This window comes from Hymenobacter translucens (genome assembly GCF_020685205.1).
GTDB lineage: Bacteria > Bacteroidota > Bacteroidia > Cytophagales > Hymenobacteraceae > Hymenobacter > Hymenobacter translucens.
In genome coordinates this window covers 24,304-48,834 of the sequence record NZ_JAJERB010000005.1, presented here as the reverse complement: position 1 = coordinate 48,834, position 24,531 = coordinate 24,304, and the positions used below count along the sequence as shown (strand labels likewise).

Here is a 24,531-nt window from a genome sequence, read left to right as displayed (position 1 = left end):
GGTGGAACAACTGCTGGCGGATGGCCTTAGTACTGAGGCGCTTTGTCAGCGTCAATGTATAGGTTTAATACGGAATTTTCCAGCTTTCAACATTCCGAACATAACGGACCCGATAGGTTGGTGGGCAGCATGGCCTGGCCGGACGAGTTGGGTGTTTTCCTAACTTGCCGGCGTGTCCACTTCCAATCGTCTTGTTAAAACGCTACGGGGCCTGAGCAGCCTGGTGCGCAACCCTTGGCTTCTCAACCACGTGCTGGCCGCCGACGAAGCTTCCTGGGAGCAGCGGGCCCGGCTGCACCCCGAACGTCAGGTTACCGCCGCCGGCCTGCCGCTCGTCCCGCTGACGCACTTTCTGCCCCCGGCGGGAGAGACCGTCCGGCCGTTTGCGTTCCGCGAAGGCGGCTCCCTGCCCACCGACCTGGCTTTGCTCCGGGCCCTGGCCCGGCGGGTACCCGGCTGCCGCTACTTTGAAATCGGAACCTGGCGGGGCGAAAGTGCCGCCAATGTGGCAGCAGTGGCCCGGGAGGTGCACACGCTCAACCTGTCGGCGGCGGAGCTGCGCGCGCTGGGCATGTCGGACCGCTACATCGATCTGCACGGCTTCTTTTCCCGGCCCTGGCCCAACGTGCGCCACCTGCACGGCAACTCCGCCACTTTCGACCTGGCGGGCCTTGGGCAGCAGTATGATATCGTGTTTATCGACGGTGACCACCGCTACGAAGCTGTCCGCACCGATACCCGCCGCGTGTTCGAGAAGCTGGTGCACCCGGGCACGGTCGTCGTATGGCATGATGCGTCGCGCCAGCCCGGGCAACCCCGGTGGGAAGTACTGGCCGGCATCCTCGACGGCCTGCCGGCCGCGGCTGCGGGGCAGCTGGTCCAGGTAGAAAACACCCTCTGTGCCCTGTATTCCCCGCAGCCCCTGCCGGTCCAGGCCCCCGTTCCGCTACCCGACCCGGTTCCGTACTTTGAGGTGACGGTCCGCCCGCTTGGCCCGGACCAGTAATCAGGCGGGCCGCCGGTTTCGCAGCAGCTCCCGCACGTAGCGCACATCGGCCGTGCCGGGCAGCAACGCCCGCACGCCAGCCCCAGCAGCCCGCCGGAACTGGTAGAACAGGTAGCCGGTCGAAGCCAGGTAGGAAAGCGTGGTAGCCACGGCTGCGCCCCCGATGCCGAACCGCGGTACGAGCAGCCAGCAGGCCGGTATTGTCACGAGCAGCCCCACCGTCGTCGCCAGGTTGTTGACCCGGTAATGACCCAGGCCGGCAAAGTACGTGCTGCAGATCACGCTCACCCCGATGGCCACTACGCCGGGAGCCAGCCGCAGAATAATGGGCCGGGCCGCCCCGAACTCCGGCCCGAACACCGCCGCCAGCACCGGGGCCGGTAGCAGGCACAGCACCAGCACGGCGCCTGCCGTTACTACTAGAGTCAGGCGGGCAATGCGCAGCGTGGGGCCAATCTGGGCGTGCTTGTCCGCGGCATGGACCAGGTCCACGTACTGAATCAGGGCCGTGCTGCGGGGAATAATCCAGATGGCTTCGGCCAGCGCCACGCCCACCGACAGCACGCCGAGGGAGTGGGCATCAGTATAGTGGGCCACAAAGTAGTAGCTAAGGCGGTAGTTGGCAAAGGCCAGGATGTTGGACAGGTGAGCCCCCCGGCTGTGCTGGGCCAGCTCCCGGGCCGTAGCACCCAGGCCGGCGCCGCCCTGCCACCGGTCCGGCAGCCGGACCAGGACGGCCAGGCTCAGCAGCAGAGGCAGTCCGTAGGCGGCATACGTAGCGTAGTAGTACACGGGAACCTGACGCCACTGAAGTCCGGCAAACGCCAGCAGCAGGAGCCCGGCCAGCAGCAGCACCTGCAACACCGTGAGAATGTTATACGCCTGCTCCCGCTGGCGACCCAGCAGCAGGGACGTGTTAATGGAGAAAAAAGCCTGCAGCAAGGCCAGGGCCCACAGGTGCCCGGCGTAGCTGACCGATACGTCCCGCAGCAGCCCCACCAGCAGGGTGCCCCCGGTGCAGACGACCAGCGCCCAGGCGTAGGCCGGCACGAGCAGGTGCCAGATGCTGCGCCCGGGGGCCAGGTAAATCAGGGAAGAGCCGCCCAGCAACCCAATGAAGAGCAGCAGGGCCGCGCAGTCGGTGACGAAAAGACTTACGTCGCCGCGCCCGGCTGCGCCCAGGTAGCGGGCCGTCAGCCACACGATGGCGAAGCTGAGCAGGGCCGTGGCCAGGCGGGTAGCGAAGTTGCGCAGGATTCGCTTGATCATGCCGGCCGGGTGGGGGAATCAGGAAAAGAGGTCTTGGCCAGTAGCTTCGCATATAAAGCGGCAAACTGCCGGCCCACGGCCGCGTAGCCGAAATGCTCCGTGGCGTGCGTGCGCATCATTTCGGGCTGAAAGGTAAGCTTGGCTTTGAGCACATCCTCCAGGGCCTGTTCCAGGGCAGCTTCATCCCCCGGCGGCACCAGGCGGCCATACCGGCCGTCGGGTGGGAGCAGCTCAGGAACTCCGCCCACCTGGGTAGCTACGGCGGGCAGGCCGCTAGCCTGGGCTTCAATCAGCACGCAGGGCAGGTTTTCAAAGTTGCTGAATAACACCAGGCAGTCGGCCTGCTGCATCTCGGCGGCTACCTGGGGTTGGGTGAGCTTGCCCAGAAACTGCACGGCACCGTCGAGCAGGCTCAGCTCAGCTGCCACCTGCCGCACCCGGCCTTCGTCGGGGCCGTAACCGGCAATGCGCAGCGTTAGGTTTGGGCGGTGCTGGCGCAGCCGGGCCACGGTCCGCAGAATGCCGGTCAGGTTTTTGGCCGGTTCGTTGAAGGCGGCCACGTGCAGCAGCTTTCCGCCGGTCGGTGGTAGTGCTTCCGCCTGCGTCGCTGCCAACTCGAAAAGCGTCAGGTCAACTACGTTCGGAATCGTCAGGGTTAGCTCGTTTGCCATTCCCAGGTGCTGCATGGCCCGGCGCAGGTTGTCCGAGACGGTATGCAAGGCCGCAGCCCGGCGCACGACTACCCGCGTAAGCTGCCGCCGCAGCCAGCCAATGCTTTCCGCTTTGCCCGGCAGGTACAGCGTCCAGTGTTCCGTAATCAGGTAGGGTATGCCGGTGAGCACCTGCAGCGCCGCCGCAAACAGGCCGGTCCGGAGCAGCACGTGCACATGGACGAGGGCGGGGCGGGCGCCCCAGCGCCGGCAAAGCGCCCGGTAGCCCCGCAGCAGGCACCAGAAGTAAAGCCCGAGCTTCAGTACCTTGTCGATGGCGGTCACACCCGTAATCCGGGCCCGGTAGTAGTAGCGCAGCACGGGCATTGGGCCCAGCAGGTCGGGCTCGGCTACGATAAGGTGGGGGAGGGGCCCGCGCGCTACGGTGGCAAACAGCACGGCTGCCTCGGCGTAGGGCGCAATGGCCGCCACATGCCGGGCCACGAAGTCTCCGTCCTGGTCGTCGTAGCGGTTCGGATACCACTTGGGAAGCATCAGCACGCGAGCCTTCATACGGCGCGCAAGCTAAGCGTTTCCGGCGGTTAGCCGACTTCTACCGCCGGTCGGCCCGCCCCCGGGTGGCGCAGCCACCGTTTGTCTTACCGGCCGAACGCCTACTTTTGAGACCCACCTTCCGTTTGCCGCTTTTCTCTGCTTTGTATGCTTCAATCCATGACCGGCTTCGGCCTTGCCCACCGCGACACCGAGCGCTACTCGGCTACCGTCGAAATCAAGTCTCTGAATTCCAAAACCTTGGATCTGACCTTGCGCCTGCCCCGCTTTCTTAACGACCGGGAGCTGGAAATCCGCAATCTGATCACCAAAACGCTGATCCGGGGCAAAGTCAACCTGAACTTCGACTTTGTGCGTCCCCGCAGCGCGGCGGCCCGGCCCGGCAGCGTAGTCAATGCCGAGTTGCTGCAGGCGGCCTACCAGGAGCTGGAAAAAGCAGCTGATCTGGTAGGGGCGCCCAAGGACCAGCTGTTTGCCCTGGCCCTGCAGCTGCCCGGGGTGGTACAGTCGCAGTCGGCTGCGGCGCCGGCCGAGGAAGAAGAGGAAGTGCCCTGGGAAGAGCTGCTGCCCCTGTTTCAGGAAGCCCTGGCCGCTACCAATCAGTTTCGCCACGACGAGGGCCAGACGCTCACGGCCGAGATCCTGAGCTACGTAAGCGCCATCCGCGCCCAGCTGGCTGAGGTGGAGCGCCACGACCCCACCCGGGTAGAGCACGTCCGGCAGCGTTTGCTTTCTCATCTGAGCGAGCTGGCTACCAGTGAGCAGTTCAACGCGTCCCGGTTCGAGCAGGAACTGATCTACTACATCGAGAAGCTTGACATCGCCGAGGAAAAAGTGCGCCTGGCCAGCCACCTGCACTATTTTGCCGATACCGTACTGCTGCCCGAGCCCACGGGCAAGAAGCTGGCCTTTATTGCCCAGGAAATCGGGCGGGAAATCAATACAATTGGCTCCAAAGCCAACGATTCAACTGTGCAGCATTTGGTGGTTGGCATGAAAGAAGAGCTGGAAAAGATCAAGGAACAGATCAACAACATCCTGTAGGATAAGCTTCTCCGGGAGGAATGGTAGTGTTTCTTGGAATTGCATTATTTGTATTAATGTCACTACACCTATGCACCCTTAACAAAAAAATCTATATTTCTCCAACCGTTAAAACATCCAAATATTCGGGCTTGCCGTAGATAGCATAGAAGGTCAATAAACCAGGCTTTTACGCTGTTTGAAAAGGTTTCAGGTCCGGGTAATAAAAAATTTCCGGGGAAATACTTGCGGCTTAAGTTTTTGTGCGTAAATTGTGTTATCCGAACAGACCACCACTTCTGGTTTCGGAGGCCACTTTCACTTAGAATTCACGTTTTTTTCAGCCTACGACTATGAAAAAAGCCTTACTCCTTCCCATCCTTAGCCTGATGCTGGTGCTGATGGCTGCCCGCCCCGCCGCTGAGGTTGAACTGATCAAAAAGCGCGTGCTGAGTGAGCGGGTTGAGATTCTGATTCCGAAAGGGTTTGAGGTCATGAGCGAGCAGCAGATGGACTTCGCCTATGCGAAGGCCCAAAGCCGCCCCAGCGTCATCTACACCAATAACAACCTGGCCAGCATCGCCTTTTCGTACACCGACAACACGGCCGATCAGGACATGATTGACATGTACGCTGATACGTTCTACAAGACGTACACCAAGCAGTACAAGGAAGCCAAGTGGTTCAGCAATGGTGTGAAGTCCGTAAACGGCCGCAAGGTTGGTTACATGGAACTGATGAAGCCCGAGCTTGGTCACGAAGTGTACACCTTCATCTTCTTCACCGACGTGGAAGGCAAGCTGCTGATGTGCACCTTCACCTGCGCCGACCGCCAGAAGCCCGAGTGGGAAACGGTGGCCAAGCAGATCATGGGCTCGTTCAAGACGAATGGCTAAGCAACGATAGTCGCGCAAGCAGACAAATAAAAACCGGGACAATTGCCACTGGCAGTTGTCCCGGTTTTTATTTGTCCTTACTCTATGCTGTAGCAGAGCAGGGCGCCTAAGGCTTGGGCTGCAGCGCGGCCAGAAAGCCGTTGATCAGGGCGAAGACCCCGGGGAAGGCGGCCAGGGACAGCGCCGCCGGTTGGTCGAACACGTCGTGGTAGGCGGTGGAGCCCCCGCGGGTGTAAAAGTAAAATGCCGGTACGCCCCGCTCCGAAAAAGGAAAGTGGTCGGAGTTGGCGGCCCGGCCCCGCGGCGCCAGCTGGGCAACGTATCCGCCCCCCGCGTTCAGGCGGGTGAGCAGCTGGTACTGCGCTTCGTGCAGGCGCCCGTTCACTACCGTTATCCCATCCTGTCCGGTGCCCAGCAAGTCCAGGTTTACCAGAAAGCGGATCCGCTCCAGCGGCAGCACCGGGTGGCTGACCAGATAGCGGGAGCCTAGCAGCCCTGCTTCCTCGCCCCCAAAGGCAATAAAGACGATGGAATAGGGCGGGCGGTGCTCGGGGCGGCCATAGTAAGCCGCCAGCTCCAGCAGCATAGCCGTGCCGCTGGCATTGTCGTTGGCACCCGGAAAGTAGGCTTGTCGCCCCATCCGGCCCAGGTGGTCGTAGTGCGCGGTTACTACCAGAAACGAGTCGGGCTTCACGCTGCCGGCCACATAGCCAATCAGGTTCTGGGTGGGATAGTCGACGGCAAGCTTCGCCTCTACCCGAATAGTGGCGCGTGCGGTGCCCGCCGGCCAGCGGCTGGCCAGTACCTGGAGCTGGGGCTGGGGCTGCTGCTGGTCGGAGAGGGAGGCCGTAAGCTTGGTCGGAAACAGCGTTACCCGGGCTCCGGCCTGGTTCAGGTGGCGGGCAAAGGCGTCGGGCAGATTACGCACCCGCTCAGCGTCGCGGTGGCGCAGCACCACCACCTTGCCGCGCAGGCTCTGGGCCAGAAACCGGCGGCCGGCCTCCTCCTGGCTGAAGACGAGCGTATCGAGGTACACGACCGGTCCGCTGACCTTGCCCCCGCCCGAACCAGGCTCGGCAATAAAGTCATGCCCCGCCCGGAGCTGCTGACGGTCCCCGGTCCCTTCGAGCTCCAGGCTGAGCGTTCCGGGGAAGGTGTTGACGGTAAGGCGGAACGGTTGGGTGTAGTTCGGGGTCAAGGCCAGCAGGCCCGCCGCCCGGAACCGCTGCCGCAGGTAGTCGGCGGCCTGCTGGTCGCCGCGCTGCACGTAGCCCCGGCCGTGCAGGCGGGGAGCGGTCAGGTCTTCAATCGTTTGCCGGACCCGGGCCATATCCTGCGCCGCGGCGGGCGAGAAGGCCATAGTCAGGCTGGCCGTCGTCAGCATGGTCAGCAGCCGACGGTCAAACCAACCAGGGAAAAGCAGTGTGCGGCTGGGCATACGGAGTAGGTTAAAGCCGGAAAACACGCATCAGCACCCACCCGGTCAGGACGCCGGCCCCGGCCCCCAGTGCGTCGCTGATAACGTCGGACCACTCCCCATGCCGGCCCAGGCGCATCGTCATCTGCAGCACCTCGATGAGGGCCCCGAAGGCAACTGAGCCAAGCAGGGCCGGCAGCCAGGCATGGCGGCGCAAAGCCGGGTAGCGCTGTTGCCGCCGAAGCGAGAAGTACAGCAGGGCCGCCAGTAGTAGGAATACAAACGCGTGGGCAGCGGTGTCAAACGACAGCAGTTCCCATTTGGGTACCTCCGGCATGTCGTCGGCCGGCGTCAGGGTAAGCACCAATACCAACGCCGCCCATGCCGCCGGTAGCGCCGCGTAGGGGCGGCCGGGGGGCAGGAGCGGCGTGGGCGACGACAAGGCGGCAGTGGAGCGGTTAGGCGCCAATCAGCTCACCATAGGCTTCGGCACTCAGCAGGCCTTCCAGCTCGGCGGGGTTGCCCACCGACATCTTGATCATCCAGCCATTGCCGTAAGGGTCGGAGTTCACCGTTTCCGGGCTGCCGTCCAGCTGGCTGTTGATTTCGAGTACCGTGCCCGAGATGGGGCTGAACAGGTCCGAAACCGTTTTTACGGCTTCAACCGTGCCGAACACTTCGTTCTGGGCAACTTCTTTGTCGAGCGTGTCGATGTCAACATATACGATATCACCGAGCTCACGCTGGGCGTGGTCGGTAATGCCGATGTAGGCGGCGTCGCCTTCGATACGGATCCACTCGTGCTCTTTGGTGTACTTCAGGTTGGCAGGGAGATTCATGGGAGCAGGTTTGATAAGAGGTTGCGGCACCGGGGCACCGTGCTCAAAAGTAAGAGAAAGTTGGCAGGTGCGGGCAAGCCCCGCGTGTCGCAAACGCAACGGCAGCCCAACTGCCTGTCCTGTAGACGGGAAAGTCGGGCTGCCGTTGTCCGGAAGCAAACCTATTGCGAGAGACTGTAGCGGAGCTGGAGGCCAGCTTCGGTGGCTGAGTTCTTGAAGGCATTCACGCCCCGGGGCTCGGTTACGGTGCGGGTAAAGAAGAACTGCAGGTTCAGGCGCTGATTCAGCACGTAGTCAATGGTGGGCCGGATCTGCACCTGGCGGTTGCCGTTGGTGGTTTGGCTGGTAGCCCGGCCCACGCTGGCCGGCTCTCCCTGCGCATTATCCGGGTCGACCACGTCGAGGATAGACCGCTGAATGGTGGTGTTGTCCCGGATTGAGAGGTCGAGGCGGGCAGTCAGCTCGTTGCGCAGCACCTTCTGCTCCCCGCCAATCTTGAAGGGCACCTTGAAGCGGTTCGTTACGTAGCCAAAGCCGATGACCAGCTCTTCGTTGTACAGCTCGGTTACCTGGGCGTTGGTAGTGTTCAGGCCCACGCTCCGGTCGGTGCGGAACTCCAGGCGGCCGGTTACTTTCTCCAGGGTCTGAAAGTTCAGGCCGATCAGGGGCGCGAACCGCTCCGCAATGGTGACCTGCCCGATGACGTAGTAGGGAATAAACTGATTGTTGGTCGGGTTGATCAGGTAGGGCAGATCGTCGGGCTCCCGGGTGTAGCGGCTGGCGCTGGTAAAGGTGGGCACGCTGTAAGCCGAGCTGTAGGCGTGGTTCAGGGTGATGGAGCGGAAGTAGCGCTTCATGAAGGGCAGCTCGGCCAAGCCATTGTAGTCGATGCGCCAGTTGGGCAGGGGCAGCTTGCCGAACAGGTCAAACTTCTCCGCCTTGTAGCCATCCGACGACCGGCCGTGGTAGGCGTCGAGGAAGGCCGGCAGCAGCACGTCCTGAGAGTTGTAGCCGTACCGGCCCCGCTGCCCGCTGATCGGGTCAGTCACGGTGTTGGCCTGGCTGAGGCGCTGCTGTACGATGCCCCGGTTCTGAATAAACTGATTGAAGGCCTTGGAAATGTTGCCATTGGCCGACCGGTCGCCGAAGAACGTTTGCAGGGTAATGGTCGAGGAGCCGAACGAGCCGGTGCTGGTAGCCTGACTGGGAGCCAGGCGCCGGTCCGGGAAGGGCTGCAGCGTCGTCGTATCAACGGCCAGGCGCTTGAACGTCTCGCGGTTGCGCACCAGGGTATGGCGGGCATCCACCTGAATGTTGAAGTCGCGGAAGGGCTCCAGCGCCGTGCGCAGCGTGATGTTCTGGGTGAGCAGGGAGCTGAGGGGCGTATTCAGGAACTCGCTGCGCTGGGTGTACCAGCCCCGGCTGTCGGCGCGCTGGTAAAGGTCTTCCAGCTCGTACTGGTGACCCAGGATAAAGGGCACGCCGGGCGCATCGAACCGGTCGTTGAGGCCGAAGAACCGGGTACCCGGCAGGTAGCCTGGCAGCAGGGTTCCGTCGGTGCGGGTGTAGGTGAAGTTGATGGATCGTGCCGTCATCAGGGAACGAAGCACTGCTTTCACAAACCGCAGCTCGGGGCCCTTGGCCGTGTCGGCGGCGGGGGCGGCACCCGTGCGGTCTTTTGCCGCCGCCGGCACCCGGCCCAGCACCGCGGCGGTAGAGCCGCGCTTAATGCTTTTGCTGGCGCTGGCACTGGGCGGGGGTGCATTGTTGATGATGTTGAGGAAGCGCACCTTGTTGTACAACTTCACCAGATCAATCTTGCCGTTGGCGCTTATTTCCCGGTTGTTCTGGATGGTGTTGCCCAGGTCCAGCTCCACGGTGCTCGTATCGTTCGGATTGGCCGGGTTTAACGGGGCCCGCAGCGCGGTGGAAGCGGCCTGCCAGCTGTAGTTGGCCGCAAAGCGGGTATCGGCGCTAAGCCAGTCGGTGAGCGGAAACTTGTCGAGCGGCAGGCGGTAGGTGAGGGCCACGGTCTGGTTGAAGTTCGTGGTCCGGCCGCCCCGCAGCAGGTTGGTGCGCAGCGAGTCGCGGTTAAGCTGGGCCGTGCGGCTGTCCCCGATGCTGGGGCCCGCGCCTTCGTCGATAACTGCCCGGTTGTTGGCCGTGTAGTCAAAGATCAGGCTCTTGGTCAGGTCCCACTTCAGGTCGTAGATCCGGTTGAAGAAGAAGCTTTTCTGGTAGATAGCCGGAATGTCCCGGGTGGTTGGCACGTCCCCGGGCGTCAGCGTGCGCTGCAGCTGCCGCTCGTTGTAGCGCCGGTCCAGGTCGGCCCGGAACGAGAAGCGCGAGGGCAGGGGCGTGAAGTTGACCTCCTGGAACATCTTCAGGTAGGGGTTGTCCAGCAGCTTTACCTTGGCCAGGGGCGTATAGTTCTTGGGCGTGGTCTGGTACACGTAGGCCAGGGCCCCGTTGTAGGCGCGGGTATAGTCGCGGTCGGTGCGGATGTCGCTGTGGGTGCGCTCGGTGAGGGTGTAGCTGACGGCAAAGTTCTCGATATCGTAGGGCCGCACCTTCTTTTCGGGGTTGATGCGCTCCTTGCGCACGTTCAGCACGCTCACGCTCCGGCTGTTGGTCTGGTCGATAACCTCGTTGCGGTACGCCGCCCGCTCTTCCGCCGTCTCAAACTTCTCCAGCGACTGCGTGAGCTTGGTATCGGGGTCAAGCGGGTCGTACTTGGGCGTGCGGCTTTCGTGGCCGGCCTGCAGCAGCACCGGGATGCGCAGGCCCAGCGAAGCCGGCAGCAGCTTATCGGCGGCAATGGTCGCATTCAGGTCGCCGCGGGTGATGTTGTCGAGCGAGCGTTGGGGCGCCTTGTCCTGCAGGCCGCCGAAGCCGACGGTGGTATAGCTGCCGGTAGCCGTTACGTTGGCAATATCGGCCAGCTTGGTGTTGAAGCGGGCAGTAGCCGCCCAGCCGCTGTCGGTTTCGTAGTCAAACACCCGGAACTCGTCGGCCCACAAACACAGTGACTTCTCGGCATTGTTGGCGCTGGGGTTAAACACGCCGATCAGCACGCCCTGCACGGCGCTGAAGTCGGGGTTGCCCACAATGGTGATGGTAGCGCCGCTGGGCAGCTGGACCACGTAGGGAATGTTCAGGGGCACGCGCGCCTGGTTGCGGGCCGCCTTGGCGTCGATAAAGGCCTGGAAGGAAATCTGAATCTCATTCTGCTCGGGCCATACCTCGCGCTGCTGCGTGGCGCCGGGGCGGGTAATGGCCAGGGGCAGGGAGTACTCGTAGTAGTTCTGGGTGTAGTCGGTGCCGATGCGCACGAAGCCCCGCATCTGGTTGTCCTGCAGGCTGCGGTCCTGGGTTTCGGCGTGCAGGAACAGGCGCAGCTGCTTGTAGCGCAGCATGTTGATGTTGACGTTTTTGTAGGCGCCCTTGCCGTAGCCGGGGCGCAGCCCTTCCACGCACAGGCGCAGGCTCTGCTCGTTCTGCAGACGGTTTACGGTGCTGGAGCCGTACTCCCGGTCCCGCTGGATGTTGGGCGGCAGCAGGTAGGGAATTGCGCCGTTGCCGGTTGCGTTGGCCAGGCCGTTCTCCTCGATGCTCACGGTGGAGATGTCGAAGGCGTCGGCGTCGGCGTCCGCGTTGATGTTGGGCTTGCCGGGCTCGGCAATGCTGCTCAGGAAGCGGCGCCACTGGTTGGCCACAAACTGCAGCTGCACCATGCGCAGCACCACGGGCTCTTCCCAGTTGGTAAGGTACATCCGCACGAAGCGAATCGACTTGAAGCCGAAGGGCTGGTTGCCGGGCGTGCCGCGCACCCCGGTGTACTGGCGAATGGGAATGCGGAACTGGTACCACGACACCTCTTCGCCCTTGATGACGTTGGTTACCTTATCCACCACGTAGTTCTCGCCCACCTTCAGGCCGCCGTTGTCGGGGCGCAGCGGAATCCGGTACTCGTAGTACCGCTCGATGTCAGAAATAACGTTGTCGCGGTTCAGGTCTTCCTTGTCGGGAAAAGCAGTGGACGTCTGCTGGCTGTTTTCGGCGGAGTTGCCTTCCATGCCGTTGAACTGCTTGTAGCGGCCCAGGATCTTCACGTCGCGGCCGTTGCTGTAGAAGTCGTCGAGGTGGTGGCGGAAGTTGTCGGCCGAGGGGTCGGCTACCTGGGCGTACACCCCCTGGAAGAAGCTGCGCTCCTCGCTGTCGTTGAGTCCTTCCAGACCAATGTCCTGGAACGCCCGGGCGCCGGGCGTGGTGTTGAAGGCGTCGGTCAGGAACTGCTGACGCGTCACCCGGCCCCAGATGGTGGGCTTGGTGTTCTGGTCGATGTCCGTCGGGTCGGCCGAGGTGGGCAGGCCGTTCTCGAACTCGTGCTGGTTGCTGTCCTTCAGCACGTCTTCCGACACCGAGCCCAGGTTGAGGTACAGGTCACCGCCCCGGGTGTTGTTGGTCGGCGGGTTTTCCGAGTCGTTGACCTGACCGTTGCGGCCGGGCAGGAAGGGGTCCATCAGCCAGAACTCCATGTACTCGACGTTGGCGTTGTCGAAGTCGGTGTCGAAGGTGATTTCCCGGCTGATGGCGCCGAAGTTGTTGATGGCCGGGCTGCTGAGGAACTTGCCGTCGGGAGTCACGCCCGGGTTATAGTTGTAGGGGCCCCGCTCCCGGGGGAAGTACGCCAGGTCGGTCGTGTACTCGAAGCCGTTGCCGGTGGCGCCCAGGTCCCGGTTCGGGAATACCTCGTTGCGCCGGATGCCGCGGATGTAATGGTTGTCCAGATCGGCAGTGGTGATGTTGCCCGGAATGCTGGGGCCGCCGGTATAGTAGGTCTGGTCGATGGTATACCAGGCCAGCTTGGCCCGGCGGTTGTTCACGCCCAGGCTGGGCGTGGAGCTGGTTCCAGCAATGGGCAGGGGCGTGGCCCCCAGCCGCCACGCGGTGCTTACGTTTAGTCCGCCCAGGGCGTAGGGCGTGCGGGCATTCTCGAAGTCGTCGATGTAGGACACGCCGTTTTCGCCGCGGCCCAGCTTGGAGCGGCCTGGCACGAGCTGGGCAAACTCTGCCCCGAACGAAACCGACGACGGCTCCTTGGTTGAAATCAGCGGCAGGGCGTCGAGGTATTTAGTCAGCACCCGCGAGTCCCGGCGCATGTTCACGTCGAAGCCGTACATGGTGTTGTTGCCGGGCTCGTCGCCGATGTTGACGCGGTTGATGCCCGGGGCCTGGTTTTCCAGCAGGTGAAGTACCGTAGCGCCGAAGTTGACGTCCTGGTTAAGCTTGTAGTCGAAGCGGGCTCCCAGCATGGTGCGGGGCTGCACCTGCACGATGGCGTCTTTCTCGAAGTCGATGCGCAACTCGTTGGCCGAGTTCAGGTAGCTTGGGTTCAGAATCTTAACCTTGGCCTGATCGTAGAAAACCTGGTAGTCGCGGCCTTCCTCGAGCAGGGTGCTGCCTGAGTACACCCGTACCGAACCCTGGGCAACCCGGATGCCGGGCAGCGTGATTTCGTCGGAGGTGCTGGCCTGGAACCGGCCCTTCAGAAAGAACTTGTCTTTTTCCTGGCGCTGCTGGGCGTCGCTCTGGGTTTGGTTGTAGAGCTCCTGGTACACGTACTTCTGGGCCAGCAGGCGCTCCGTTGCTGCCACGCCGCCCTGGGCGCCGGTCGTGTCGAACCGGGCCCGCAGGTAGGAGCCAAACGGCTCCACTTGGGGAAAGATGATCTTGCCCAGCTCCGGGTCGATGGTGATGCCGGGAATGAAGTCGAAGTTGCCGTCGGCGTTCCGGTCGTTGTTGGGGTTCACGTTGTCGAGGTTGAGCACCTCAATCAGCGGCTTGTTGGCAATCAGGGCCCCTTCCTTAAGCGAAATCAAGTCAACCCCGGTTTCGTCGTCCTTGTACACGATCTGCAGCTGAAAATTGTCGCGGTTCAGCTGGCTGGCATTCAGGGCGTAGATGTTCTTCATCATCAGGTCCCAGGTTGGCAGGTTGCCGGTCAGGGCGCTGAGCGAGTCGGTGGCCGGGCTCAGGGTCCGCTCGGCAATGCCGACGCCGGGGTTGGTGGCCTTCAGCATCTTCAGGTAAATCACCTGGTCCTGGCCCACGGTAGCGTAGTCTTCCACCGTCTCACCCACCTTGTAAGGAATACCATTGTAGGTGTACTCAAACGAAACCCCGAGCACCTGCTCCGGCAGCAGAGGCGTGTTGAGCGAGAGGTATCCCAGCTGGGCGTTGAAGGTGTATTCGCGCGGGTCCAGCTTGCGGGCCCGCACCCGCTCGTAGTCGATGCTCTTGGCCAGATTCAGGCCGCTGGGGCGTTGCAGGTAATCGTCCACCTGGCTTTCGTCGCGGGCGGCAGTGCCCCCGGCCAGAACGCGGGAAAACAAAAAGTTGCTGTTGTTGCCGGCCGGGGTGCGCCGGGAGCTGCCGCCTTTGCGGATGGTGGCCGGGTTGCGGTACACCCGCACCGGTTCGGCCAGGTCCATCAGCGTCACCACGTTGCGCAGGTTGTCGGTAGTGCGGTTGTCGTTGGTCACGTACACCTCCAGGCGGGTGATGTTGATGCCCGACTGCACCGTGGGCAGGTTGCGCAGGGCCCCGTCGTACCGCTCCCGGAAAAAATGCGTCAGAAAGAAGTGCCGGTCCCGCTCATAGCCGCTGGCCTTCAGCTCAAAGGAGCGGCTCTGCCCGCCGTTCTGCACCCGGATTTCGTCGGCTGTGCCGCGCAGGGTGCTGGCCACGGTGGTTACGCCCAGGCGGCCGAACTGCATCTGCATCTTGGCGCCGAACAGGTTCTGCCCGCCCTGAATCAGAGAGTTGGTCAGGGGTAGGCTCACGTTGCCCAGCTCGATCTTGCGGATGATGTCCGTGTCGTAGCCGGTGTAGTCGAGCTTCATGTTGTTCTCGAAGTCGAACGCGGCCTTGGTGTCGTAGTTGAACGTGAGCTTCAGCTTCTCCCCGATCTGGCCGGTGAGGTTGAGGTTCATGTTCTGGTCGTACTGGAAGTCGCCCACCCGCTGCTGGCGCAGGGTGAGGGTGGGGTTCTGGTTGCGGTTCCAGCGTCCGCCCATGCGCAGCGTCACCGCGCCCTGGGGGCGGATGTCGACGTAGCTGCCGCCGAACAGGCGGTCGGCAATGGGACCCAGGTAGATCTTTGGAATCAGGCGCTTGGCCGTAGCCGGGGAGGCCGGGTCACCGGTGACGCCACCCGCGGCCTTTTCGCGGAAGTAGTTGCGGATGGCCTGCTGCTGCTGCCAGCGCGAGTATTCCTCGAAGGTCATCAGGCTCGGGTCGCGGTAGAGCAGCTCCTGCCCCACGCGCTCCTGCACGTCGAAGTATTCCAGGCTGTCGTCGGGCGTTACCTGCAGGCTGATGTTCGACGGCAGCGGCAGCACCAGGGGGGAGCGGCGGCGCTGGGGCGAGAACGGGGTGCCGGCCCGGTCGTCGGGGGCTACCTTGGGCCGGCGGCTGGGCCGGTACCGGCTGGTATCGGGCAGTACCGTACGGGGCGTGTCGGGCGGCATGACCAGGCGGCCGGCTTTGGTTGCGGCCGGCAGCCAGGACCAGAGCTGGCGAAATGCAAAGGGAGCAGCACCGGCAGTTTCCGCCCTCGACCACCACGCCACGAGCGACGTAACAACTACAACAGAGGCGACAAACGTCTTCTTACCGGTATTCAAGGACTGGGACGGGCGCGGAGCCGCGGAAAAATTCTAATGAGACTTAAGAGCAAATTTAATTAATTCCTCCACGCTGAGGTCGTTACCGTGCTTGTGCTGAATGGAGTCCAGGGTTTTCTCGGCCGCGGCGCGGGCAAAGCCCAGGGTAACCAGTGCGGCTAACGCTTCGGAGCGGTTGGTATTGTGCTGGCGGGCCAGGGGTACGGTATCCACGCCGGCTTTGGCCAGCAGCTCGTCCTTGCGGAGCCGGTCGCGCAGGTCCAGCACGATGCGCTGGGCCGTCTTGGGTCCCACGCCCTTGATGGCCTGGATCGAGCGCACGTCTTCCTGCACAATGGCCTGGCGAATCTCCCCCACCGACATCGACGACACAATCACGATGCCCGTGCCCGGCCCGATGCCCGACACCGAAATCAGGTGCATGAACAGGGCCTTCTCGTTGGGGTCCAAGAAGCCGTAAAGCGTCTGGGCGTCTTCCTTGACGTGGTGGTAGGTGTAGAGCTTGGCTTTTTCGCCCTCAGTGGGCAGCTTGGCGTAGGTAGCCAGCGAAATTTTTACCTCGTAGCCCACGCCGCTCACGTCCAGAATAGCCTGGGCATGGTCTTTATAAGCTAGTTTACCGTCGATGTATGCGAACATTCAGTGGGTCTCGGGCCCCGGGAGGCCAGGGCTGGGTGCAGGGGAGAATCGGAAAGTTAAGAAATCGGCACTGATCAGCGGAACACCGGAAGCTTAGCCAGTAATTCCCCGAAAAGCGCCGGTGGCAAGAAAAAGCTCAACCGCCAGACCGGCAACTCGCCGGACCGGCCGGAACCCGCCGCGGCAAGCCCGGCCTGCGCCTCATTCCGGATGCTGAGCTCCCGGCGCCGGGCCCTACAGTGCCTTGCGGCCCTGCTGGGCGTCGACAACGGCAATGGCGGCCATGTTCACGATTTCGCGGACCGAGGCGCCAAGCTGCAGAATGTGCACCGGCTTGCGCATACCCATCAGCACCGGCCCAATCACTTCGGCCCCGCCGATTTCCTGCAGCACCTTGTAGGCAATGTTGCCCGACTCCACGTTCGGGAAGATCAGGGTGTTGGCGCCCTTCTCCGCCAGGGGGCTGAAACCGTAGTGGTCCTGCAGCAGCTGAGGGCTCAGGGCCACGTTGGCCTGCATCTCCCCGTCGATGAGCAGCTCCGGGAAGCGGGTTTTGGCCAGCTCGGTGGCGCGCCGGGTTTTCTCGGGCAGGGGCCCGGGGTTGGAGCCGAAGTTGGAATAGCTGATGACGGCCATCCGGGGCTCGGCGTCGAAAAAGCGCACGGCCCGGGCCGTCAGCCCGATAATCTCCACCATCTCCTCAGCCGTGGGGTTGATGTTCACGGTGGTGTCGGCAAAGAAGTACGGGCCTTTCTTGTGCTGGATGATGTACATCGACGCCACCCGCCTTACCCCATCCTCGGTGCCGATAACCTGGAGCGAGGGAATGATGCTTTTGCCGTAGTCCTTGGTGAGGCCGGTAATGCAGGCGTCGGCCTCCCCGGTTTCCACCATCATGGCGGCGTAGTAGTTGCGCTCCCGCATCAGGCGGCGGCCTTCATAGAGGGTCATGCCCCGGCGCTGGCGCTTCTCATACAGGATGGCGGCGTACTCGTCGCGCTTGGCGTCTTCCTTGAGGATGTCGATCAGGGTGCAGCCTTCCAGGTCGAGGGAGTTGGCGCGCACGATGGCGTCAATCTTTTCGCGGTTGCCGAGCAGGATGGGCTGGGCAATGCCCTCGTCGTGCAGGATCTGGGCGGCCTTGAGGATCTTGTAGTTATCAGCCTCGGCAAACACCACGCGCTTGGGATTGGCCCGGGCGGCGGAGGTAATGCGGTTCATCAGCTTCTGGTTTACGCCGAGGCGGGCGCGGAGCTCGTCCTCGTAGGCGTGCCAGTCCTCGATGGGCAGGCGGGCCACCCCGCTTTCCATGGCGGCCCGGGCTACGGCCGGCGAAATGGTCGTAATCAGGCGGGGGTCCAGGGGCTTCGGAATCAGGTAGCCGCGCCCGAAGGCCAGGGTATTGTCGCCGTAGGCCTTGTTGACCATTTCCGGCACCGGCTCCCGGGTCAGCTCGGCCAGGGCCTTTACGGCCGCCAGCTTCATGGCCTCGTTGATTTCGGTGGCCCGCACGTCGAGGGCGCCCCGGAAGATGTAGGGGAAGCCCAGCACGTTGTTGACCTGGTTGGGGTGGTCGGACCGGCCGGTGGCCATAATCAGGTCGGCGCGGGTGCTGGTAGCCAGCTCGTAGCCGATTTCCGGCTCGGGGTTAGCCAGGGCAAATACGATGGGGTCGGCGGCCATCTTCAGCAGAAAGCCGGCGGGCAGCACCTTGGCGGCCGAGAGGCCCACGAACACGTCGGCGCCGTCCATGGCTTCTTCCAGCGTGGTGATGGGCCGGGTGGTAGCAAACTGCAGCTGAAGCGGGTCAAGGTCGGTGCGGGCCGGGGTGATGATGCCGTCCTTGTCGAAGACCACCAGGTTTTCCTTGTTCAGCCCCAGGGCCACGTACAGGCGCATGCACGACACGGCTGCCGCGCCGGCCCCGCTTACCACCATCTTAATCTCGCCGATGTTCTTGCCCACGATATCGAGGCCATTGAGCAAAGCGGCCGATGAAATAATGGCAGTGCCGTGCTGGTCGTCGTGCATCAGCGGGATGTTCATCTGCTCGCGCAGGGCCGTCTCGATGCGGAAGCATTCGGGGGCCTTGATGTCCTCCAGGTTGATGCCGCCAAAGGTGGGCTCCAGTGACTTCACGATGCGGATAAACTCCTCGGGGTCGGTGGCGTCGATTTCGATATCAAAGCAGTCGATGCCGGCGAATTTCTTGAACAGTACCCCCTTGCCTTCCATGACCGGCTTGGAGGCATCGGGGCCGATGTTGCCGAGACCCAGCACGGCCGTGCCGTTGCTGATGACGCCCACCAGGTTGCCCTTGGCGGTGTACTTGTAAACGGCGTCCTTGTCGGCGGCAATTTCCTTGCAGGGCTCGGCCACGCCGGGGGAGTAGGCCAGGGCCAGGTCGAGCTGGGTGCTGAGAGGCTTGGTCGGCACGACCTCAATCTTGCCGGCGGGGCTCTGCGAGTGGTAGTTGAGGGCGTCCTGCTTGTTTATCTTGAGCATGAGAAGGGAGAGTCGAAGCTGAAAAGGCCGGGCCGGGCGCGCCGGGCCTTTCGGCAAGTTCGGCCGAAAATGGCCGGAATCAAAGTTTAGGCGGCATGCCGAGTATCCTGACCGGCCGAATGAGAAGCGAAATTAAGGCGCAAAAAAAGCCGCTGAAGGAGCTTCAGCGGCCTTGGAGGCTTTGCGGTAAACGGAGCTTAGCTGGCGACCAGCAGTTTTTGGCCGGGCTTTACCTCGTCGGAAGTCAGGTTGTTGAGCTTGCGCAGCTGATCCACGGTGAGGCCGGGGTAGCGGCGGGAGATGTTATAGAGCGTGTCGCCGGGCTGCACAAGGTGGATTTTACCGGCGGGCAGCTTACCCGGAGCCGGCTCGGCAGCAGCGCGGGCCGGGCGGGTGGCCCGGCTAGCGGCAGCTACGGCCGTAAACTTATCCTCGTCGGCCGGAGCCGTCAGGCGCAGCTTCTGGCCGGGTACCACGGTTTCCGACTTCAGCTTGTTCCAGGCCACGAGCTGGGCTACGGTCAGGTTCCGCTCCCGGGCCAGGCGGGTCAGGTAGTCACCCTTGCGCACGACGTACTCGGTGGCAAGCGGCGCCTCCGGTGCGGTATCGGCCGGGGCAGCCGCCACTTCCACCGGAGCAGGGCGGGTGGACTTTTCGGTTTTCGCCGCCCGGGCTACGACCGGCTTCACCACCGGGATTTCGGGGACGTTGTTGTCGGCCGGTACGGCTACGGGCACTTTCGCGGGCCGGGTCGGACGGCTGCTGGTGTGGGCCGTTGCCACGGCCGGGTGCGGCTGAGGTTCGGATGGAGTGGTATTCACCACGGCAACTGCTGCTGAGTCGGAGGCGGCCAGCGCCGTTGGCTGCACGGCCGGCTCCTCGGCGGGGATAGTAGCGGCAACTGCTTCTACCGCAACGGCTTTCACCGCTGGCAACGGAGTTTTACGGGCTACCACGGGCTGGCTAGCCGTTTCCGACATCGGTACGAAAACCAGCAGCTCCTGGCGCGGAGCCAGGGCCTTGCCCTTGCGCAGGCCGTTCCAGCGGCGCAGCTGGGCCGAGCTTACCTCAAACCGCTCCGCTACCGTGCCAATGGTTTCACCCTTGCGCACCCGGTGATAGACGCGGCGGTATTTGGGCTTGTCGGCTTCGGATTTTTCGGCGGCGGCCACGGCCGTGCTGGCCGTAGAATCCACCGGCTCCAGACCCGGAATGCGGGGCTGCAGCACGGGCGGGGGTGGCAGCGTCACCTTGCAGAAGTCGAGCAGGGTGTTGCGGTCCTGCACGGCCAGCTCGGTGCGTACGCAGGTGGGTATCGTCAGCTTGTAGTTGCGGAACGTCTCCGGAATGTAGTGCTTGCGCAGCTCGGGGTTGTGGCGCTGAATGGCGGACGAGTCGAGGCCGAACTGGGCCGCGAACTTGCGCAGATCCAGGGAACGGTTCGAGATGATGAGCGTGTCGGTGGCTTCGGCGTACTGGTACTGCAGGGTCTCGTCGTGCAGGTTGTGCTCCTTGGCGTACGTCATCGTGTACAGCAGGGCCGTGAAGGTGGGCACGTAGTTGCGAGTCTCCTTAGGCAGGTGGGGGTAGAGGTCCCAGAAATTGGTTTTTCCGGTGCGCTTCATCACCCGGCGCATGTTGCCCCCGCCCCAGTTGTAGGCCGCCAGCACCAGCTCCCAGTCGCCGAACATGCGGTACAGGTCGCGCAGGTACTTGCACGCCGCCTCAGTCGACTTCTCCGGGTTCATCCGCTCGTCGATGTACTCGTTGCGCTGCAGGCGCATGTCGGAAGCCGTGGGGCCCATGAACTGCCAAAGGCCCACGGCCCCGACCTTGGAGCGGGCCTGGGGCAACAGGGCCGACTCCACCACCGCCAGGTACTTCAGATCCTGGGGCAGCTTGTACTTGGCCAGGTATTTCTCGAACAGCGGGAAATACAGGTTCTGCCGCTCCAGGATGCGCTGGGTGTACTTCCGGTTACGAATCGTGAAATACTCCACGAAGGCCATGACGGTGCCGTTGAACTGGTGGGGCACGTCGGTTTCAAAGCAGCTGATCCGGTCCCCGACCAGCTCCCGCATCGTCGGGGGCGTGCGGGCCCACAGCAGCTGAAGCGAATCCAGGGAAGGCCGGGGCTCGGCTACAAGAGAATCACCCCGCAGCTGGAGCTGCAGCTCCACCCGGGTGGTATCGTCGGAGCTGCTGCCAGCCGGTTTCTGTTCGGGAAGCTCCTGCGCGGCCAGCGGGCGGGAAATAGCAGCCAGAAAGAGGAAGGGGGCAGCACGCCACAACGATTTTTTCATCAGGGAATGGCTGGGGTGAGGGATTCAGCCAATGAACTGGCAAACGCCAGCAGGTGCTCTTCCCGGAAGGCGCCGCTCAGCACCTGCAGGCCAATGGGCATGCCATCGGCATCTTCGCCGGCCGGAACCGAAATGGCGGGTACGCCGGCCAGGGAGGCCTGCACGGTGAAGATATCAGCCAGGTACATGGCCAGCGGGTCTTTCTGGTTTTCGCCCAGGCGGAAAGCCGTGGTAGGCGTGGTGGGCAGTACCAGGAAGTCGTACTGGCGGAGCAGCTCGTCGGTTTTTTCCTTGATCAGCCGTCGTACGCGCTGGGCCTTGGTGTAGTAGGCGTCGTAGTAGTCGGCACTCAGCACGAAGGTGCCCAGCAGAATGCGGCGCTGTACTTCCGGCCCAAAGCCCTGGGCCCGGGTCTTCTTGTAGAGCGACTCTACGTCGGTGGCGTCGGGAGCCCGGTAGCCGTACTTCACCCCGTCGAAGCGGCCCAGATTCGAGCTGGCCTCCGCCGTGGTCAGGATGTAGTACGTGGGCACCATGAAGTCAAGATAGGGAAAATCCACGGCATCAACCACATGGCCCTGGCTGCGCAGGGTTTCCAGGGTGGCTTCCACGGACTCTTTAATCTGCGGATCCAGGCCCGCCCGCTCCATCGTGTCACGGATGTAGCCGATCCGGTAGTGGGGAGCCGGTGTGAGCAGCTCAGAATAAGCAGGGACCGGCTGCTGGCTTACGGTGCTGTCGAAGTTGTCGGGGCCGGCCATCACTTCGAGCAGCAGGGCGGCATCCTCCACCGAGCGGGTAAGCGTGCCGATCTGGTCGAACGACGAGGCGTAGGCAATGAGGCCGTAGCGGGAGATGCGCGAGTACGTGGGCTTGAAGCCGACGACACCGCAGAAGGCCGCCGGCTGCCGCACCGAGCCCCCGGTGTCGGAGCCGATAGAAGCCAGGCACAGGTCGGCCTGCACGGCCACGGCCGAGCCGCCCGAAGAGCCGCCGGGAACCCGGTCGGGGTCGAGGGCATTGCGGGACGGACCGAAATAGGATGTCTCATTCGAGGCGCCCATGGCAAACTCGTCGCAGTTCTGCCGGCCGATGATGATGGCGTCCTCATCGAGCAGGCGCTGCACGGCCGTACCGGAGTAAAGCGACTTAAAGCCGTCGAGGATGTGGCTGCTGGCCTGCAGAGCGTGGTCCTTGTAGGCCAGCACGTCTTTCAGGCCCAGTACCATACCAGCCAGGCGGCCGGCCGTACCGGCAGCGCGCTTGGCGTCGACGGCATCGGCCTGGGCCCGGGCCTCGTCGGCAAAGACTTCGAGGTAGGCATTCAGGTGGGTGGTACGCTGGATGTTATCCAGGTAATACTCCACGAGCTGACGACAGGTCAGCGTGCCTGTCGTCAGCTCGTAGCGAACTTCCGTGAGGGAGTTAAAGCGTCTCAAATCGAAAAGTTAGTTGGACTGTTGGTCGAGTCGGGGCCGTTCGGTGGGAGTAGGAGCAATGCCCCCGTCCATGGGCGGCGCAAGGTTGGTTTCGGGCGCGGCGTAGGAAGCGGGCTGCTCCGGCTCCGTCAGGGGCGCGGGCGCTGTTTCAGGCGCTACGTAGCTGTTGCTGTACTGCTGCTGGGTGGGCACCTTGGGTTGACCGGCATTCTCAATCTCGCTGCGGATTTCGCGGGAGGCATCCTTGAACTCACGAATGCCTTTGCCGAGCCCGCGGGCCAGCTCGGGAATCTGCTTGGACCCGAAAAAGATCAAAACAAACAGGACGATTACGATCAGCTCGCCACCGCCGATGCCTTCCAGGAATAGAAGAAAGGGAGTGTTCATGGCCAGCGGGGGTTAGCGGCGCGGGGCCGTCGGGTCATTCGGGTTTACCGGGCCGTCGCGGTACTCGGGCTTCTCTTCCTTGGAAGCATCCTTAAACTCGCGGATGCCCTGGCCCATGCCCCGGAACAGCTCCGGAATCCGCTTGGCGCCAAACAACAGAATAATAGCTAAAACAATCAGCAGGATTTCGGTCGTGCCGAAGCTGCCGATAAGAAAAAGGGAGGTGAGTGTCATAGGGGAGGGTGCCGAACCGGCTATTTGGGGTGCAAAACCTAGTATACGCAGCTGCTGTCCGATTGGGATTGTAAAGGTATTCCATAATTTTCGAACGTCGTACGAACCCCGCCCAGGCCGCCAGGCCGGGAAGGGCGGGCGGCAGCGGCTTGTTTGCTGGGGCAGGGCCGTAATGGAGGTAGATCAGCGCAACTGCCTGCTCATGTTATCGGTAGCCGACGACCGGCCCCTCGGTTCACAGCGTCATGTTGCGGGCACCATCCTGCTTGCCGCATTTTTCGTAAGTTTACCCTAACTACAACGGGCAGATTCCTGTCTTTACCGGGAGTATCCCTGGTTTCAGCGCCCGAATTCCAGAATAGATTCCCGCTGAGCTGGCCGTCGTTCTGCTCCCGGTACCAGTCGTTTTTCTCCCGGTGGCCCTACCATCATCCCAGTACCAGTAAATGCCCGCAAAAACGCCCCCAGCCGCTACCAATTTTTTCTCCCACGCCTTTTCGGAGCGTCCCGTGGATGAGGCGGAGCGCCTTGAAGCGCTGCGCAGCTACCAGATTCTGGATACGCCGCCCGAAGTAATTTTTGATGACCTGACCCGGCTGGCGGCGTACATCTGCGGTACACCGATTTCCCTGGTTTCCCTGATTGATGCTGACCGTCAGTGGTTTAAGTCCAACACCGGGCTGGGCGACCTGACCAGCACCAAGCGGGATCTGGCCTTTTGCCAGTACGGAATGCTGGCCGAGGACATCTTTGAGGTTGAGGACGCCACCCAGGACCCGCTGTTCAGCTCCAACCCGCTGGTGCAGGAAGATCCGAACATCCGCTTCTACGCTGGTGCGCCCCTGGTCACGCCCGAGGGCCAGCCTCTGGGCACTATCTGCACCATCGATACCGTTCCGCGCCGGCTCAACGACAACCAGCGCGACGCGCTTCGGATCCTGGCCCGGGAAGTGGTGTCGCACCTCGAACTGCGCCGGGCCCGGCTACAGCTGGAGCAGGAGCAGCGCAAGCTCGACGGGCTGCTGCGCATGGCCAACAACGCCGCCGAGTCGCTGTACATGGGCAGCCGGAGCGAGATTTTCATCAAGCAGGAGCATAAGCTCGTGCGCATCGATACGGCCGACATCCGCTACGTCGAAGCCCTGGGCGACTACGTCAACATCTACGCGGGCAAGGACCGGTTCACGGTGTACAGCACCATGAAGGAGCTGGAAGCCAAGCTGCCGCCCCGCGACTTTCTGCGGGTGCACCGCAAGTACATCGTCCGCCTCGACCGGATTACCGCCATCGAAGCCGACTCGGCCGTGATTGAGAATGAGCGGGGCCCGAACCATACGTCTGGTTTGTTCCCCATTCCCATCGGCAGCTCCTACAAGCTGGCGCTGATGAGCCGCCTGAACCTGGTCTGAGCCTGGCCGGCGTCACCACCGCAAACAAAAGCTGGTCGTTGAGCGAGAAAAATCAGCATTTCGGCGAATTGGCCGTGGGGTAGCCGAAATGTCTAATTATCTTTCGGAATGTTATCGGCTGATGGCAGTGGAACTTTGCAGCGTCTTAACGACTTGCTTTGGTTTAGCTGCCCGTTGATCGGTAGCTAAGTTTGTTTTCATAGCTCAGAAAGGCACCGTGCGCTGCACGGTGCTTTTTTTTGTCCGCTCTGGTA

At 62.8% G+C, this 24,531-nt stretch carries 16 protein-coding genes; 4 read left to right on the top strand and 12 right to left on the bottom strand.

Annotated elements, in window-relative coordinates:
- Positions 1 to 172 precede the first annotated feature (172 nt).
- Entirely contained in the window at positions 173 to 1,006 is an 834-nt protein-coding gene (locus LJY25_RS12335) for a class I SAM-dependent methyltransferase (protein ID WP_227608653.1), read from the top strand.
- Here LJY25_RS12335 and LJY25_RS12330 read toward each other — a convergent pair whose 3' ends face one another.
- Positions 1,007 to 2,275 (bottom strand): lipopolysaccharide biosynthesis protein, encoded by a 1,269-nt coding sequence (locus tag LJY25_RS12330; protein ID WP_227608652.1) that lies wholly within the window; start codon positions 2,273 to 2,275, stop codon positions 1,007 to 1,009.
- A complete protein-coding gene (locus LJY25_RS12325; protein WP_227608651.1) occupies positions 2,272 to 3,498 on the bottom strand; it encodes a glycosyltransferase in 1,227 nt (408 codons plus the stop codon). Before LJY25_RS12325 ends, LJY25_RS12330 begins: the two co-directional genes overlap by 4 nt.
- Positions 3,499 to 3,645: 147 nt before the next feature.
- Here LJY25_RS12325 and LJY25_RS12320 point away from each other — a divergent pair, with 147 nt between their 5' ends.
- Positions 3,646 to 4,542: a YicC/YloC family endoribonuclease gene (locus tag LJY25_RS12320; RefSeq protein WP_227608650.1), complete on the top strand. Its 897-nt coding sequence runs from the start codon at positions 3,646 to 3,648 to the stop codon at positions 4,540 to 4,542.
- Positions 4,543 to 4,874: 332 nt separating this feature from the next.
- The gene (locus LJY25_RS12315; protein WP_227608649.1) at positions 4,875 to 5,417 is read left to right on the top strand and encodes a hypothetical protein; all 543 of its coding nucleotides are present in this window, start codon (positions 4,875 to 4,877) and stop codon (positions 5,415 to 5,417) included.
- Between the two features lie 106 nt (positions 5,418 to 5,523).
- Here LJY25_RS12315 and LJY25_RS12310 read toward each other — a convergent pair whose 3' ends face one another.
- From LJY25_RS12310 to LJY25_RS12265, 10 genes are all read right to left on the bottom strand, one after another.
- On the bottom strand, positions 5,524 to 6,855 hold the full coding sequence (locus tag LJY25_RS12310) for a M28 family metallopeptidase (protein ID WP_227608648.1): 1,332 nt from the start codon (positions 6,853 to 6,855) through the stop codon (positions 5,524 to 5,526).
- Between the two features lie 10 nt (positions 6,856 to 6,865).
- Complete coding sequence (locus LJY25_RS12305; protein WP_227608647.1) at positions 6,866 to 7,303, bottom strand: VanZ family protein; 438 nt, start codon at positions 7,301 to 7,303, stop codon at positions 6,866 to 6,868.
- Positions 7,293 to 7,673: a glycine cleavage system protein GcvH gene (gene gcvH / locus LJY25_RS12300; RefSeq protein ID WP_227608646.1), complete on the bottom strand. Its 381-nt coding sequence runs from the start codon at positions 7,671 to 7,673 to the stop codon at positions 7,293 to 7,295. Before gcvH ends, LJY25_RS12305 begins: the two co-directional genes overlap by 11 nt.
- Before the next feature lie 161 nt (positions 7,674 to 7,834).
- Entirely contained in the window at positions 7,835 to 15,361 is a 7,527-nt protein-coding gene (gene sov / locus LJY25_RS12295) for a T9SS outer membrane translocon Sov/SprA (protein ID WP_227608645.1), read from the bottom strand.
- Between the two features lie 33 nt (positions 15,362 to 15,394).
- Positions 15,395 to 16,000 (bottom strand): Holliday junction branch migration protein RuvA, encoded by a 606-nt coding sequence (ruvA, locus tag LJY25_RS12290; protein ID WP_227608644.1) that lies wholly within the window; start codon positions 15,998 to 16,000, stop codon positions 15,395 to 15,397.
- A 234-nt stretch (positions 16,001 to 16,234) separates the two neighbouring features.
- Positions 16,235 to 18,505, bottom strand: a complete 2,271-nt coding sequence (locus LJY25_RS12285; protein WP_227608643.1) for an NADP-dependent malic enzyme — start codon at positions 18,503 to 18,505, stop codon at positions 16,235 to 16,237.
- 197 nt (positions 18,506 to 18,702) lie between these two features.
- Positions 18,703 to 20,808, bottom strand: coding sequence for a LysM peptidoglycan-binding domain-containing protein (locus LJY25_RS12280; protein ID WP_227608642.1), 2,106 nt, complete (start codon positions 20,806 to 20,808; stop codon positions 18,703 to 18,705).
- Positions 20,808 to 22,247 carry an Asp-tRNA(Asn)/Glu-tRNA(Gln) amidotransferase subunit GatA gene (gene gatA / locus LJY25_RS12275; protein ID WP_227608641.1) on the bottom strand — a complete coding sequence of 480 codons (1,440 nt, stop codon included), beginning with the start codon at positions 22,245 to 22,247 and terminating at the stop codon, positions 20,808 to 20,810. Before gatA ends, LJY25_RS12280 begins: the two co-directional genes overlap by 1 nt.
- A gap of 9 nt (positions 22,248 to 22,256) precedes the next feature.
- Entirely contained in the window at positions 22,257 to 22,634 is a 378-nt protein-coding gene (locus LJY25_RS21380) for a Sec-independent protein translocase subunit TatA/TatB (RefSeq protein WP_317206596.1), read from the bottom strand.
- Between the two features lie 12 nt (positions 22,635 to 22,646).
- Entirely contained in the window at positions 22,647 to 22,868 is a 222-nt protein-coding gene (locus LJY25_RS12265; RefSeq protein ID WP_227608640.1) for a twin-arginine translocase TatA/TatE family subunit, read from the bottom strand.
- Positions 22,869 to 23,314: 446 nt separating this feature from the next.
- Between LJY25_RS12265 and LJY25_RS12260 the strand changes: the two genes are divergently transcribed.
- On the top strand, positions 23,315 to 24,277 hold the full coding sequence (locus LJY25_RS12260) for a GAF domain-containing DNA-binding protein (RefSeq protein ID WP_227608639.1): 963 nt from the start codon (positions 23,315 to 23,317) through the stop codon (positions 24,275 to 24,277).
- Positions 24,278 to 24,531: the final 254 nt, after the last annotated feature.

Bases quoted from the DNA above. Each gene is read 5' to 3' on its own strand.
- LJY25_RS12330 (WP_227608652.1), bottom strand. From the start codon at position 2,275: ATGATCAAGCGAATCCTGCGCAACTTCGCTACCCGCCTGGCCACGGCC.
- LJY25_RS12325 (WP_227608651.1), bottom strand. From the start codon at position 3,498: ATGAAGGCTCGCGTGCTGATGCTTCCCAAGTGGTATCCGAACCGCTAC.
- LJY25_RS12320 (WP_227608650.1), top strand. From the start codon at position 3,646: ATGCTTCAATCCATGACCGGCTTCGGCCTTGCCCACCGCGACACCGAG.
- LJY25_RS12315 (WP_227608649.1), top strand. From the start codon at position 4,875: ATGAAAAAAGCCTTACTCCTTCCCATCCTTAGCCTGATGCTGGTGCTG.
- LJY25_RS12310 (WP_227608648.1), bottom strand. From the start codon at position 6,855: ATGCCCAGCCGCACACTGCTTTTCCCTGGTTGGTTTGACCGTCGGCTG.
- gcvH (WP_227608646.1), bottom strand. From the start codon at position 7,673: ATGAATCTCCCTGCCAACCTGAAGTACACCAAAGAGCACGAGTGGATC.
- ruvA (WP_227608644.1), bottom strand. From the start codon at position 16,000: ATGTTCGCATACATCGACGGTAAACTAGCTTATAAAGACCATGCCCAG.
- LJY25_RS12285 (WP_227608643.1), bottom strand. From the start codon at position 18,505: ATGCTCAAGATAAACAAGCAGGACGCCCTCAACTACCACTCGCAGAGC.
- LJY25_RS12280 (WP_227608642.1), bottom strand. From the start codon at position 20,808: ATGAAAAAATCGTTGTGGCGTGCTGCCCCCTTCCTCTTTCTGGCTGCT.
- LJY25_RS21380 (WP_317206596.1), bottom strand. From the start codon at position 22,634: ATGAACACTCCCTTTCTTCTATTCCTGGAAGGCATCGGCGGTGGCGAG.
- LJY25_RS12265 (WP_227608640.1), bottom strand. From the start codon at position 22,868: ATGACACTCACCTCCCTTTTTCTTATCGGCAGCTTCGGCACGACCGAA.
- LJY25_RS12260 (WP_227608639.1), top strand. From the start codon at position 23,315: ATGCCCGCAAAAACGCCCCCAGCCGCTACCAATTTTTTCTCCCACGCC.